Below are 13779 nucleotides of genomic sequence, written 5' to 3' on the forward strand. Positions count from 1 at the left end.
CTTAGAGACTATGAACCGGTCTTCGGATCAGAGATCGATGATTGTACCGCGACCATCGTTCCAAACGCGCATGGTCTGCTGCTCATCTCTGCGGGTTTTGACCGGAATAGGCTGTTGCTTGAGACGGGAAGAGGCCAGCCTGACCACGCTAATAACGGCGAGTACGCCTACAAAAGCGACCGTCAGAGAAGCGGTAAAGAGTGCGACAAGCGCCAGAACTGCGATGCTCGAAGCCGCGATGAAGAATGTACGTATGCCCTGCATTGTCCAAACCTTTCTGTCCTGACGAATGTGGTCCTTCCGTGCACCGCTTGCAAGAGGAATCACACTGTCTATCTTCTTGCGAATGTCACAAAAGGTTGACACAAGTGCGGCATGGCCGATTTTTATCTCGACAATACTGTCCGTCCGCGCCGCTCTCTGCTTTCGGTGCCATCCATCAATTCACGCGCATTGGCAAAGGTGCCGAATCTGGATTGCGACGGCGTGATTTTCGATCTGGAAGATTCCGTTGCACCTGACATGAAAGACGACGCGCGCCGCAATCTCCTGTCTTTCTTCAAAGAGACACGGTTGAACGAGCGCGAATCCATCATCCGTATCAATCCGCTTTCCAGTGCTGCGGGACGTGCTGATCTCGTCGCGGTTCTGGAATGCAGACCAAATGCCGTGTTGGTGCCGAAGGTCGACCACCCCTCCGATATTCACGATATCGCAGACGTTCTGGCGGAAGCCGATGCGCCCGAGGACATAAAAATTTGGGCGATGATCGAGACGCCGAAAGGCGTCCTGAATGCAGCCGCGATTGCCGAAGCGTCACATACCCAAGGGTCTCGTCTTGGCGGCTTCATCGTCGGCCTCAACGATCTTCGCAAGGAAACACGCGTTCCTTCCCGAGCGGGGCGCCATACACTGTTGCCTTGGCTCATGCAGATCGTGTTGGCCGCCAGAGCTTACGGACTTGAGGTCATCGATAGTGTTTCCAACGACTTCAGCGATCTGGACGCCTTCGCCAGCGAATGCGAACAGGGCCGCGCCATGGGCTTCGATGGCAAGATGCTGATCCACCCGGCACAGATCGACGCGGCCAACCGGGCGTTTGCACCGACGCATGAAGAGTTGAGCGAGGCACAAGACATCATTGCCGCTTTCGCCAAGCCGGAATCTGTGGGATTGAATGTCATCAACGACAATGGGCGAATGATCGAGCGGCTTCACGTCAGCGAGGCTGAAAGACTGGTCGCGCTAATGAACGTCATTGCCCGAAGAAAAGGACAGGAAACATGAAGGTCTATCGTTTTATCACGGGCCCGGATGATGCGAAGTTCTGCCATCGCGTTACCGAAGCCCTCAACAAGGGCTGGGAACTGGCAGGCTCGCCAAGCTACGCGTTCAACGCGGCGGCAGGCATCATGCACTGCGGACAGGCCATCACGAAAACGGTCGAAGGCAAGGAATACAACCCGGATATGAAGCTGGGCGAGCAGTAAGGCTCAAAAATGCGGCGCAACGGCGGATCAGCGATCCGTCGCTGCCTCATCTGCGCTTTCTTCGATCCGCTCCATATCGTCGTCGGACAAGCCGAAGTGATGGCCGATTTCGTGGATGAGGACATGGGTGATGATATCGCCCAGCGTTTCCTCGTTCTCGGCCCAGTAATCCAGGATCGGACGACGATATAGCGTGATGCGGTTGACCATCTCGCCGGTTTCCATCGTGAAACGCTCGGAAATGCCGCGCCCTTCGAACAGGCCGAGCAAGTCGAACGGCGTTTCAAGCGCCATGTCTTCGAACACCTCATCGGTCGGGAAATCGGCGATTTCGATGATGAGGTCCTTCGTCAGCGCACGAAACTCTTCCGGCAAATGGCCATATGCCTCGATAGCAAGTGATTCAAACGCTGAAATTGTCGGCGCGTGGCGGTCCCGCCAATCGTCGGTTTTGTCTATGCGGGCCATTTCTGCTCCTTGTTGTGACGCCCATATAAACCCTTGGCGAAAAAATTTCGAGGCCTGTTTGCCACAAGGGTTAAAATCACAGGCGATTCTTGCTCGTCGCCTTGTTTTCAGGGCCTTTTGATCTTGACAGAAACGATGACCTCGCGTATTTCGCAGCCAAATTGATGGCGTATTGCGCCTTCTGTTTGCATCGCTTTGTCAAAAGCGGTTTCACCGGCAGGGTTCCAAGAGGCCTCAAACCTCCCAAATCTCCGCTATTCGACTGATAAAAAGACGGCCAGCACGCATTTGCGCGCAGAGCCGGAACGAACATGAAAGGGTAAAAAATGTTCGCAGTCATCAAGACCGGCGGTAAGCAGTACCGTGTAGCGGCCAACGACGTGCTCACAATTGAAAAGTTGGAAGCAGACGCTGGCGCAACTGTAGAATTCACCGAAGTTCTCGTGATCGGCGTTGGCGCTGACGCACAGTTCGGCGCACCTTTCGTTGCAGGCGCAACGGTCAAGGCCGAAGTTGTCGAACACAATCGCGGCAAGAAGGTCATCGCCTTCAAGAAGCGTCGTCGTCAGAACTCCAAGCGTACGCGCGGACATCGTCAGCATCACACCGTCGTCCGTATCACGGACATCGTTGCTGCCTAATCGGCGCGACACGGGAAACTAGGTTTAAAGGAGCAATCCAATGGCACATAAAAAAGCTGGTGGTTCTTCGCGTAACGGTCGCGATTCCAACTCCAAGCGCCTTGGCGTAAAGAAGTTCGGCGGGGAAGCTGTCATTCCAGGCAACATTATTCTGCGCCAGCGCGGCACGCAGTGGCATCCGGGCGCCAACGTCGGCCTCGGCAAGGACCACACGATTTTCGCGCTGACAGCCGGTAACGTAGCCTTCCGCACGAAGGGCAATGGCCGCGTTTACGTGTCTGTGGCACCGAAAGCGGAAGCAGCAGAATAAGCCGGTCGCGTCATATGCAGCCGGTGTCCCAATGACCCGGCTGAGACGTAACAGGTTCAGTCACAAAAAAGGGGAGTTGGGGCACCACCCAACTCCCCTTTTTTCTTAACCTCATGGAGGGACTGAACCATGCAAGCTGAATTGTTAAGGGTAGACCAATCACGGTCACCCGAAGAAAGTCCGAGACCTGATAGGTCAAGGAGCGATTGCCCCGTCTTATTGTCGCAAAGGCTCGTTCTGCGTAAGCCCCACGAAGAAGACATTGACGCCCTTGCCCATCTTGCCAACAACGCCAACATTGCGACCATGGTGTCGCGTATGCCGCACCCTTACACGGCCAAAGATGCCGCGGATTTCGTGCGACGTGCAAATGTGGGCGAGATTGGCAAGTGCGTCTATGCGATTACCCGCATGGAGAACGGCGAGTTTATGGGCTGCTGCGGGCTGGAACCGCAGGAGGACGAAAAGACCCTCGAAATGGGCTATTGGCTGGGCGAGCCCTACTGGAACAGGGGTTACACCACCGAGGCGGCCCATGCGCTGATCGACATGGCGTTTCGGACCCGTGATATCGACCAGATCGATGCGCGCTGCCGGGTCACAAACCTCGCATCGCGCCGCGTCATACAAAAGTGCGGCTTCCAGCTTCAGGGTTCCGGCATGGTCGGTTCGCTGGCGCTTGGCGGCATGGTTCCGGTCGAATGGTACAGGCTGGATCGCAAGACATGGGTATCGCTCAGAAGCTGGGGAGATATGCGATGAGCACGACTCAGTTGATGCGTTCTCCAGCGGCTGCGCAAAGCCCCTGCCCGACATTGAACACTACCCGTCTGGTGCTGCGTCCGCAGCGCCTTTCGGATGCGGGCAGCATTGCGGAATCGCTGAGCGATTTTCAGGTCACGCGCATGCTGGCGAGGGCTCCGGCGCCCTATTATAAGCAAGATGCGCTAGAGTGGTTGGTCCTTCGCACATCCGGCACCCTGCCGGATTGGGATTTTGCGATAACCTGCGGCGATGACACTCTGATCGGCGCGGTCTCGATCGAGAGGCTTCATGGCGAGTGGCGCCTTGGCTACTGGCTGGGTCGCGCCCATTGGGGCAAGGGCTACATGACCGAAGCTGTGACGGCGGTCGTTGAGCATTTCTTCGAGCGCAAGCCCGGCGAAGTGCTCTATTCCGGGATGTTTGCTGACAACCCGGCCTCGTTGCGCGTGCAAGACAAGATCGGTTTTCACATCATCGGATGCAAGGAAGTCTATGCTGTCGCCCGAGCAAGCATGGTCACGCATCTGGACACCGCACTGACCGCAGAAGCATTTCGCGCGGCCCGACCGTGAAGAAATCGAAACAAGGCCGGTTTCATCGCAAACCGGCCTTGCCCTATCGGCTCTCGCGCCACGATAATCTTTGACCTTGAGAGCCCGCGCCTATATTTGGATCGGCAGATCCTTTTTTTAAAAAAGCAAGACCGCAAGCCATTGCTGGAATTGCCACTAAGCTGACAGAACGGCCAAGACGATGAAATTTCTCGATGAAGCAAAAGTTTACATTCGCTCGGGCGATGGTGGCGCAGGCGCCGTATCCTTCCGGCGTGAAAAATTCATCGAGTTCGGCGGCCCTGATGGCGGTGACGGCGGACGCGGCGGTGACGTGTGGGTAGAAGTCGTCAATGGCCTCAACACGCTGATTGACTTCCGCTTCCAGCAGCACTTCAAGGCCACCATCGGCCAGCACGGCATGGGCAAGACTCGCACCGGCGCAAAGGGCGCTGACGTTGTCCTGCGCGTGCCCGTCGGTACGCAAATCTTCGAAGAAGACAATGAAACGCTGATCATGGACCTGACCAAGGAGGGCCAGCGTTTCCGTCTGGCTGCCGGTGGCAATGGCGGTTTCGGCAACGCCTATTTCAAATCTTCCACCAACCAGGCACCAACCCACGCCAATCCCGGTCTTGCGGGCGAGGAAAAGACAATCTGGCTTCGCCTGAAGCTGATTGCCGATGCCGGTCTGGTCGGTTTGCCCAACGCGGGTAAATCCACATTTCTGGCCACGGTCACGCGGGCGCGCCCGAAGATCGCCAACTATCCCTTCACCACGCTGCACCCCAATCTGGGCGTTGCCACCATCGATGGACGTGAATTCATTCTGGCTGACATTCCCGGCCTGATCGAAGGCGCGCATGAAGGTGTCGGCATCGGCGACCGGTTCCTCGGTCATGTCGAGCGCACCCGCGTTCTGCTGCACCTCGTTTCGGCGCAGGAAGAAAACGTTGGCAAAGCCTACAAGACGGTCAAAAAAGAGCTCGATGCCTATGGCGGCGGGCTGACGGAAAAGCCTGAGATCGTGGCACTTTCGCAGATCGACGTTTTGGACGAGAAAGAGCTGAAGAAAAAAGCGAAGGAACTGGAAAAGGCCTGTGGCCGTCCTCCGCTTCTTCTGTCCGCCGCAGCTCATATAGGTATGCTGGAAGCCCTTCGCGAGCTTCGCGACATCATCGTCTCCGACAGCCGTGGCGGCGACACCGCGATGCCGGATCGCTCCATGCCCGTTGAAGACGAGATCGAGGATGGAGACGACCGCCTATGACAGCGGCGCGAAAACCTCTCGGCAAACATCACCGCATCGTCATCAAGATCGGTTCTGCCCTGCTGGTTGACCGCAAAAGCGGCCTCAAGACCGATTGGCTGGATGCGATCTGCGAGGATATCGCGGAGCTGAAAAAGAATGGTGCGGACGTGCAGGTCGTATCGTCAGGCGCTATTGCGCTGGGGCGCACCGTTCTGGGCCTGCCTTCCGGCGCTTTGAAGCTGGAGGAAAGCCAGGCGGCGGCGGCGGTTGGCCAGATCGCCCTTGCACGCGCATGGTCGGAAAGCCTCTCCAAGCATGATATTGTCGCCGGACAAATTCTGCTGACGTTGTCCGACACGGAAGAGCGTCGCCGGTATCTCAACGCACGCGCGACCATCAACCAGTTGCTGAAGATCGGTGCTATTCCGATCATCAACGAAAACGACACGGTTGCGACGACGGAAATCCGTTATGGCGACAATGACCGTCTGGCAGCACGCGTGGCCACCATGACGGGCGCAGACCTTCTGATACTGCTGTCTGACATCGATGGGCTTTACACCGCTCCGCCGCATCTCGATCCCGACGCACAATTTCTGGAAACCATTGCAGAGATTACACCTGAGATCGAGGCCATGGCCGGTGGTGCAGCGTCGGAATTGTCGCGTGGTGGCATGCGCACCAAGATCGATGCGGGCAAGATTTCGACAGCAGCCGGTTGCGGAATGATCATCGCATCCGGCAAGACGCTCAATCCGCTGAAGGCCATTGAAAATGGCGCGCGCTCCTCGTGGTTTGCACCATCAGGCACGCCCGTCACCGCCCGCAAGACATGGATCGCCGGGCAGCTTCAGCCTGCCGGCGAACTGCATGTGGATGCAGGTGCCGAAAAGGCGCTTTACGCCGGAAAAAGTCTCTTGCCCGCCGGTGTGACGCTGGTGAAAGGCAATTTCGGACGTGGTGATGCGGTTGCCATCATGGGCGCACAGGGGCGCGAAATTGCCCGTGGTCTTGCCGGTTACGATGCCGAAGAGGCACGGCAGATCAACGGACACAAGTCGAACGAGATCGAGGCGATCCTCGGTTATGTCGGTCGCGCCGCGATGATCCATCGCGACGATCTCGTCATGACGGGCGTGTCCGTCAAAGTAAACAATACGAAGAAGGATGAGGTCGATGCCTGAACAGGCCGTGAAGCAGAGCCATGATTTGGAAACGCTGATGATGTCCATCGGCGCTCAGGCAAAGGCTGCTTCGCGACCGTTATCCATCGCCTCTGCCGACCAGAAAAACCGCGCCTTGCTGGCCATGGCCTCCGCCATCGAAGCGTCGCGTGACCGTATCATGGAAGCCAACGCCAAGGACGTGGCGGCAGCGACGGAAGCAGGCGTTGCGGCATCTTTCATCGACCGCCTTAAACTGGACGAGACGCGCATTGCCAGCATTGCAGAAGGCATCCGCTCCATCGCGGCGCTCGCCGATCCCGTGGGCGAAGTCATCGCCGCCTGGGATCGTCCCAATGGCCTGAAGATCGAACGTGTTCGCACCCCGCTTGGCGTCATCGGCGTGATCTATGAAAGCCGCCCGAACGTGACGGCGGATGCAGGTGCGCTGTGCCTGAAGGCGGGCAACGCCGTGATCCTGCGCGGCGGCTCCGATTCGCAATATTCATCGCGCGCTATCCATGCTTGCCTCGTTGAAGGTTTGAAAATTGCCGGACTTCCAGAGCATGCTATCCAGCTCGTGCCAGTCACAGATCGGGCAGCAGTCGGCAGCCTTCTGGGCGGTCTCGGCGGCACCGTCGATGTGATCGTACCGCGAGGGGGAAAGAGCCTTGTCGCTCGCGTGCAGTCCGAAGCCCGCGTTCCCGTCTTCGCGCATCTGGAAGGCATCTGCCACGTTTACGTCGACAAGTCGGCTGATCTTGATATGGCGAAAAACATCGTGCTGAACGCTAAGATGCGCCGCACCGGCATTTGCGGTTCGGCAGAAACACTGCTGGTCGATGCCGCTGCCGTATCGATGCATCTGGAACCATTGGTCAGCATTTTGCTAGATGCCGGATGCGAAGTGCGTGGCTCCGAGATCGTGCAGCAAGCCGTCGAAGGCGTGAAAGCGGCGACGGAAGAAGACTGGCGCACGGAATATCTCGACGCCATTATTTCGGTCAACGTCGTGGATGGTATCTCAGGTGCTATCAAACATATCGGTACATACTCTTCCAACCACACGGAAGCCGTGATTGCCGAAGATCCCGAGGTCGTTGCGCGCTTCTTCAATGAAATTGACTCGGCGATCCTTCTGCACAATGCCTCGACACAGTTTGCCGATGGCGGGGAATTCGGCATGGGCGCGGAAATCGGTATCGCAACCGGCAAGATGCATGCGCGCGGCCCGGTGGGTGTCGAGCAACTGACATCCTTCAAGTACCGAGTGCATGGCACCGGCCAGACGCGGGCCTGATCATTGGAAGACAATGCCGGTTTGGACAAGCGCTATCTGACCATGCCGCACACCGAGCGCGGCATGGTGATCGGCCTGTTCGGCGGGTCCTTCAATCCTCCCCATGCAGGCCACGCACTTGTTGCCGAAATCGCCCTGCGGCGGCTTGGGCTCGACCAGCTCTGGTGGATGGTCACGCCGGGTAATCCTTTGAAGAACAAGGCCGATCTCGCGCCGCTAAAGAACCGTATCGAAGCCTGTGAAACACTGATCAGCGATCCGCGCGTCAAGGTCACGGGGTTCGAGCAATCTCTCGGCGTCAGCTACACCGCCCATACGTTGGCCAAGATCAAGGCACGAAACCCGCATGTCCGTTTCATCTGGATCATGGGGGCAGATAATCTGCGCACATTCCACCGCTGGCAGAAGTGGCGCAAGATCGCTGAAACATTCCCCATCGCCGTAATCGACAGGCCCGGCGCCACCTTGGCCTACCTCTCATCCACCATGGCGCAGGCGTTCAGCCACGCCCGGATCGATGAAGACGACGCGGGCGTTTTATGGACGAAGACCGCACCCGCCTGGGTTTTCATCCACGGCCCTCGCTCCACGTTGAGTTCCACGGCCCTGCGCAACGACAATAGATGAAGTATGCAGCGTACAGTCCGGGGCCACATCTTGAAAAGTTAAGACTTTGATGCCAACTTTAGTTTGTGGCGTAAAGAATCGCTGCGCAGTATCTGGTTTGTCATTTTCGGAAGGGAAAACCACTGACAACAGTACACACCAAGGGAAGAGCTTTCAGCGTTCTCCCAAAAGGCCCGGAGAGTGGCGATTATGCCGCCCGCCGCGCCCTTGACACCGTTCTCGCCAGCGTCGAGGACTCCAAGGCAGAAGACATCGTTTCAATAAACATTGCCGGTAAGTCGGCGCTTGCGGATTACATGGTCGTAGTCTCCGGGCGGTCGAACAGGCATGTTTCCGCGATCTGCGAACACCTGATCTCCGACATGAAAGATGATGGTTTCGGCCATTCCCGTGTCGAAGGCCTTGAGGCCGGAGACTGGGTCGTGATCGACGCCGGCGATGTCATCATTCACGTGTTCCGTCCCGAGGTCAGAGCCTTCTACAACATCGAGAAGATGTGGGCTGCACCTGATATCGAGGAAGAAACGCTTCACTGATGCAGCTTCCAGGGCCGACACCAACTGTCGGCCACATGGAAATCTGTTGCCTGTCCTGATAGAAGCGCGCCTGACAAGGTTTGCGATAGGGATGGATGTGTGAATGCGGATTTCAATCTTTGCTGTGGGACGACTCAAATCCGGCCCTGAGAAAGACCTTGCATCGCGTTATCTCGACCGTTTTGCAAAAACCGGCCCGGCCATCGGGCTGGAATTCTCACGTGTCATCGAAGTGGCCGAAAGCAGGGCCTCGAACGCAGACACCCGCAAGCGCGAAGAAGCGGCGATGCTGGAAAAGCATCTGGCCGACGGTGCTGCTCTTATTCTGCTGGATGAGCGGGGCAAGGCATTGGACAGCCCAGGCTTTGCAGACCTTTTCGGAACGATGCGCGACAGCGGCAAGCGCGACCTCGTGATAGCCATAGGCGGAGCCGACGGGCTCGACCCATCCCTTTACGACAAGGCATCGGCGGTGCTGTGCCTTGGCAAACTCACCTGGCCGCATCAACTCGTGCGCATACTGATTGCCGAACAGATGTACCGTGCTGTCACGATTTTGTCGGGCCATCCGTATCATCGGGTATGACGGCCATCATCTCGACATGCTGAAAGTCCCTATTGGCGCAAATCGGCGAAGCAGCGTATGGTCGCCAATCCCGTCGATTGCGAAGACCCGGTTGCGATGATCCAGACATGCAGAAAATACAAATGGGCAGCTCTTTCGAGCCTGATCCTCACTGCATGCACGGTTGCTTTTCAGCCGTCCGTCACCTTGGCGCGCGACCCGGATGACCTCAGCGCTCCATCGGCCACACAGGAAAACCTGGCGCCAGACGAACTGGACGCGCTTGAAAAGCGCCGCGACCAGAACCGGCAGGATTTGCAGGAACTGGTCGACAGCATCGGCCTTTCCGAGGACAAAACCCGGCAATTGCAGGAAAGCATAGCGGCCCTTAATCAGGACACCGTCCGCATCAAGGATGAATTGATCGCGTCCGCACAGCGTCGAAAAGATCTGGAAGACAAGATCAATGATGGCGAGGACCGTCTGGCCAAGCTGAACATCCGTGAGGATGACGTCAAGGCGTCCCTGCGGGAACGGCGCGGCGTGCTGGCTGAAGTGCTGGCCGCGTTGCAACGCATGGGCCGCAACCCTCCCCCCGCTTTGCTCGTTTCGCCGGAAGATGCATTGGCATTCGTGCGCAGCGCCATTCTTCTCGGTGCCGTCGTTCCGGGCATCCGGTCGGAGACCGAGAAGCTCGTCTCCGCTCTCAAAGAGTTGACCGACGTGAGACAGGCCATAGCCGGTGAGAAGGAACAGTTGACCACCACGATGACCGCGAGCCTCGAAGAAGAAAAACGGCTCGATCTTTTGCGTCTGGAAAATGAAAAGCGCAATACCCAGACCGCAAGCGAACTGGAAGCAGAACGCAAGCGTTCTGAAGAACTTGCGAGCAAGGCGACCAGTCTGGAAGGGCTGGTGTCATCGCTTGAAAACGAGATATCCTCTGTGCGAGAAGCCAAGGAAAAAGAGCGTCTGGAACAGGAAAGACTGGCCGCTTTATCCCAGTCTGAACGCGATAAGGTGCAGGCCCAAACCGACGCCGGAATGCCCGATAAAAACCGCATTGCGCCCGCATATCCGTTTTCGACTCTGAAGGGTAAATTGGCTTTGCCAGTCTCTGGAGATGTGCTTCGACGGTTCGGCGATGCCGATGGTACGGGACATTTCTCAAAGGGAATGGTGGTGGCGACAGGCCCTGAAGCTCTGGTAACGGCGCCCGCGGACGGCTTCGTGGTCTTCGCCGGAGAGTTTCGCAGTTACGGCCGCATGATTATTCTCAATGCCGGTTACGGCTACCATTTGGTTCTGACGGGCATGGACAATGTGAGGACGAGGCAGGGCATGTTTGTGTTCTCTGGCGAACCCATCGCATCCATGGGCGCAAAAAGAGTGGCAAGTGCTGCTGCATTGGCGCTGGAAACTGACAGGCCGACGCTTTACATTGAATTCAGGAAAGACGGCGTACCGGTTGATTCTCAGCCATGGTGGACCGCAAAAAATACCGGAAGGGCGCGTAATGATTCGTAAGGCTTCACTTCTCCTCATCGGTGGACTTATGGGTGCCACAGCGATGAGCGTCATCTATTCGGCAAGCATGCCGGCACAGGCTGCCGGTCCTTCGACTTACAAGGAACTGTCGATTTTCGGTGACGTATTCGAGCGCGTTCGCGCCCAGTATGTGACGCCCCCGGACGATAAGAAGCTGGTCGAAAATGCCATCAATGGCATGTTGAGCTCGCTCGATCCGCATTCCAGCTTTCTGAACGCGCAGGACGCCAACGACATGCGCACCCAGACGAAGGGTGAATTCGGTGGTCTCGGCATCGAAGTCACCATGGAAAACGAGCTGGTCAAGGTCATCTCGCCAATGGATGACACCCCTGCTGCGAAAGCTGGCATTCTCGCCGGTGACTTCATTTCTGAAATCGACGGCCAGCCTGTCCGTGGCCTGAAGCTCGAAGAAGCCGTCGAAAAGATGCGCGGCGCGGTCAAGACACCGATCAAGCTGACGATCATCCGTCAGGGTGCCGACAAGCCGCTCGACATTAGCGTGATGCGCGAAATCATCGCCGTGCGCGCCGTCAAGTCGCGTGTCGAAGGCGGCGACGTCGGTTATCTGCGCGTCATTTCCTTTACGGAAAAGACTTATGACGATCTCGAAAAGGCAATCAAGAAGATCAAGGAAGACGTGCCCGCCGACAAGCTCAAGGGCTATGTCCTCGATCTGCGTCTTAACCCGGGTGGTCTGCTCGACCAGGCGATCAACGTCTCCGACGCCTTCTTGGAACGTGGCGAGGTTGTCTCGACCCGCGGTCGTAACCCGGAAGAAACCCGCCGCTTCAACGCAACGGCTGGTGATCTGACCGATGGCAAGCCGGTGATCGTTCTCGTCAACGGTGGTTCGGCATCCGCATCGGAAATCGTTGCCGGAGCGCTTCAGGATCTTCGTCGTGCGACGGTTCTCGGAACGCGGTCCTTCGGTAAAGGCTCTGTCCAGACGATCATCCCGCTCGGTGATACCGGTGCGCTACGTCTGACGACGGCGCTCTATTACACGCCATCGGGCAAGTCCATTCAGGGCACAGGCATTACACCTGACATCAAGGTCGACCAGCCTCTGCCGGAAGAGCTGCAGGGCCGTGTTCGTGCCGAGGGCGAATCGAGCCTGCGCGGCCATATTCAGGGCCAGAGCGAAACGGACGAAGGTTCAGGTTCTGCCGCCTATGTGCCGCCGGAAGCCAAGGATGATATCCAGCTCAACTACGCGCTGGACCTCTTCCACGGTACGAAGACAGACCCTTCCTTCCCGCCAAACCCAGACAAGGCTGTGGTCAACAAGCAGTAAGGACAGGAGGTATGGAGAACGCTCCATGCCGTTCGCCCCGCGATAACGTCAGCCACGGATAGTTCATTGCCTTCAGACCTGCGCAAACCGCTTATGGGTCGACAGAGAAAGAAAAGCGCCGGATCGTTCTGGCGCTTTTCTGCGCTCAGTGCTTTGGTCGTGATCGCGATTGGTGGAATTGGCGCTTTGTCGGTCTATAGCGCGCTATCTCCCGGCAATCTCCAAAGAGCCTCTACCGCGCCCGATGTTGCGATGGACAACGGTGATCCCAATACATCTGCGCAAACGCCGCCTGACAAGAGCTCTGTCGATCCGCTTGCGCCTCAAAGCGGGCGGTCTGGTGCGAATGTGCAGAGACAGACGATGCCTGACGGCAACGTGGTTTCGACGTTTTCTCCACGGCAGCGCGAGGGCGACGGCCCCGTTCTGATGACTGGCCAGACCTACGGGCAAGACCCCAGACTTGCTGCGCAGCCCAACGAAGATTTGCTGGAAGACACGGCCTTCGGAAGGTTGCCGAAAGTCAGCGCAGGCGGTCTACGACCGATGGAGCAATATGCAAGACCATGGTCCGGTTCCAGAGGAACGCGCATCGCGATCATCGTGGGTGGGTTGGGTCTCAGCCAGACGGGAACCCAGAAGGCGATCCGCGACCTGCCGCCTGAGGTAACCCTCGGCTTTGCTGCGAGCGGAAACAGCCTGCAACGCTGGATGCAGGAAGGTCGCCGCGAAGGCCATGAAATTTTGCTTCAGGTGCCGTTTGAGCCCTTCGGTTATCCCGGCACCAATCCGGGCCCTGATACGCTGCTCGTCGCCGGGCCAGCTAAGCTCAATCTGGAACGTCTGCACCGCGCCATGGGTAAGATCACCAATTACACCGGCATCATGAATTACCTCGGCGGGCGGTTCATGGCAGACGAAAAGGCTCTGGAACCCATTATCAAAGACATCGGCCAACGGGGCCTTCTGTTCATCGACGATGGTTCTTCCGCGCAGTCGAAAAGCGGACCTGTGACCAAGGCACTCTCCACCGCCGCAGGCTTTGCCGACCTGCAACTTGACGACCAGGTCAACGAAAATGCCATCCTGCGCAAGCTCGATGATCTGGAGCGCATCGCCCGACGCAACGGCACTGCCATTGGCGTTGCCTCCGCCTTTGACGAAAGCATTGGTGCCATTTCGAAATGGTCAGTCGAGGCCGCAGCCCGAGGGATCGAAATCGTCGGCGTTTCCGCGCTTGTCTCAGAGAAGACCGAACAGTAAGTC

At 57.6% G+C, this 13779-nt stretch carries 17 protein-coding genes; 15 read left to right on the plus strand and 2 right to left on the minus strand.

Going from position 1 to position 13779, the window contains the following annotated elements; all coding sequences use genetic code 11:
- Positions 1–27: 27 nt before the first annotated feature.
- Entirely contained in the window at positions 28–264 is a 237-nt protein-coding gene (locus QRN55_RS14610; RefSeq protein ID WP_284777256.1) for a hypothetical protein, read from the minus strand.
- A 111-nt stretch (positions 265–375) separates the two neighbouring features.
- Here QRN55_RS14610 and QRN55_RS14615 point away from each other — a divergent pair, with 111 nt between their 5' ends.
- A complete protein-coding gene (locus tag QRN55_RS14615; RefSeq protein WP_284777257.1) occupies positions 376–1287 on the plus strand; it encodes an HpcH/HpaI aldolase/citrate lyase family protein in 912 nt (303 codons plus the stop codon).
- On the plus strand, positions 1284–1490 hold the full coding sequence (locus tag QRN55_RS14620; RefSeq protein WP_284777258.1) for a DUF1737 domain-containing protein: 207 nt from the start codon (positions 1284–1286) through the stop codon (positions 1488–1490). Before QRN55_RS14615 ends, QRN55_RS14620 begins: the two co-directional genes overlap by 4 nt.
- 27 nt (positions 1491–1517) lie before the next feature.
- Here QRN55_RS14620 and QRN55_RS14625 read toward each other — a convergent pair whose 3' ends face one another.
- The gene (locus QRN55_RS14625; protein WP_062452937.1) at positions 1518–1958 is read right to left on the minus strand and encodes a metallopeptidase family protein; all 441 of its coding nucleotides are present in this window, start codon (positions 1956–1958) and stop codon (positions 1518–1520) included.
- A gap of 326 nt (positions 1959–2284) precedes the next feature.
- On the opposite strand from QRN55_RS14625, the gene rplU reads away from it, so the two are divergent.
- From rplU to QRN55_RS14690, 13 genes are all read left to right on the plus strand, one after another.
- Positions 2285–2599 carry a 50S ribosomal protein L21 gene (rplU, locus tag QRN55_RS14630; RefSeq protein ID WP_045230876.1) on the plus strand — a complete coding sequence of 105 codons (315 nt, stop codon included), beginning with the start codon at positions 2285–2287 and terminating at the stop codon, positions 2597–2599.
- Between the two features lie 40 nt (positions 2600–2639).
- Positions 2640–2909, plus strand: a complete 270-nt coding sequence (gene rpmA, locus QRN55_RS14635) for a 50S ribosomal protein L27 (protein WP_111840445.1) — start codon at positions 2640–2642, stop codon at positions 2907–2909.
- A gap of 129 nt (positions 2910–3038) precedes the next feature.
- On the plus strand, positions 3039–3671 hold the full coding sequence (locus QRN55_RS14640; protein WP_284777259.1) for a GNAT family N-acetyltransferase: 633 nt from the start codon (positions 3039–3041) through the stop codon (positions 3669–3671).
- Positions 3668–4246, plus strand: a complete 579-nt coding sequence (locus QRN55_RS14645) for a GNAT family N-acetyltransferase (RefSeq protein WP_284777260.1) — start codon at positions 3668–3670, stop codon at positions 4244–4246. The genes QRN55_RS14640 and QRN55_RS14645 overlap by 4 nt, the downstream gene beginning before the upstream one ends.
- A 181-nt stretch (positions 4247–4427) precedes the next feature.
- Complete coding sequence (obgE, locus tag QRN55_RS14650) at positions 4428–5495, plus strand: GTPase ObgE (protein ID WP_112499044.1); 1068 nt, start codon at positions 4428–4430, stop codon at positions 5493–5495.
- Positions 5492–6661, plus strand: a complete 1170-nt coding sequence (gene proB / locus QRN55_RS14655) for a glutamate 5-kinase (protein ID WP_284777261.1) — start codon at positions 5492–5494, stop codon at positions 6659–6661. The genes obgE and proB overlap by 4 nt, the downstream gene beginning before the upstream one ends.
- Positions 6654–7940 carry a glutamate-5-semialdehyde dehydrogenase gene (locus QRN55_RS14660; protein WP_284777262.1) on the plus strand — a complete coding sequence of 429 codons (1287 nt, stop codon included), beginning with the start codon at positions 6654–6656 and terminating at the stop codon, positions 7938–7940. Before proB ends, QRN55_RS14660 begins: the two co-directional genes overlap by 8 nt.
- 42 nt (positions 7941–7982) lie before the next feature.
- On the plus strand, positions 7983–8567 hold the full coding sequence (locus QRN55_RS14665) for a nicotinate-nucleotide adenylyltransferase (protein WP_111840533.1): 585 nt from the start codon (positions 7983–7985) through the stop codon (positions 8565–8567).
- A 92-nt stretch (positions 8568–8659) separates the two neighbouring features.
- The gene (rsfS, locus tag QRN55_RS14670; RefSeq protein ID WP_162694618.1) at positions 8660–9103 is read left to right on the plus strand and encodes a ribosome silencing factor; all 444 of its coding nucleotides are present in this window, start codon (positions 8660–8662) and stop codon (positions 9101–9103) included.
- Positions 9104–9206: 103 nt separating this feature from the next.
- A complete protein-coding gene (rlmH, locus tag QRN55_RS14675) occupies positions 9207–9689 on the plus strand; it encodes a 23S rRNA (pseudouridine(1915)-N(3))-methyltransferase RlmH (RefSeq protein WP_111840450.1) in 483 nt (160 codons plus the stop codon).
- Between the two features lie 57 nt (positions 9690–9746).
- Positions 9747–11195, plus strand: a complete 1449-nt coding sequence (locus QRN55_RS14680; protein WP_284777263.1) for a murein hydrolase activator EnvC family protein — start codon at positions 9747–9749, stop codon at positions 11193–11195.
- Complete coding sequence (locus QRN55_RS14685; RefSeq protein WP_111840451.1) at positions 11185–12513, plus strand: S41 family peptidase; 1329 nt, start codon at positions 11185–11187, stop codon at positions 12511–12513. The genes QRN55_RS14680 and QRN55_RS14685 overlap by 11 nt, the downstream gene beginning before the upstream one ends.
- A gap of 66 nt (positions 12514–12579) precedes the next feature.
- Positions 12580–13776: a divergent polysaccharide deacetylase family protein gene (locus QRN55_RS14690; protein ID WP_284777264.1), complete on the plus strand. Its 1197-nt coding sequence runs from the start codon at positions 12580–12582 to the stop codon at positions 13774–13776.
- Positions 13777–13779: the final 3 nt, after the last annotated feature.

The organism is Agrobacterium sp. lyk4-40-TYG-31, assembly GCF_030209855.1.
In the GTDB taxonomy this organism is placed as follows: domain Bacteria; phylum Pseudomonadota; class Alphaproteobacteria; order Rhizobiales; family Rhizobiaceae; genus Agrobacterium; species Agrobacterium vaccinii.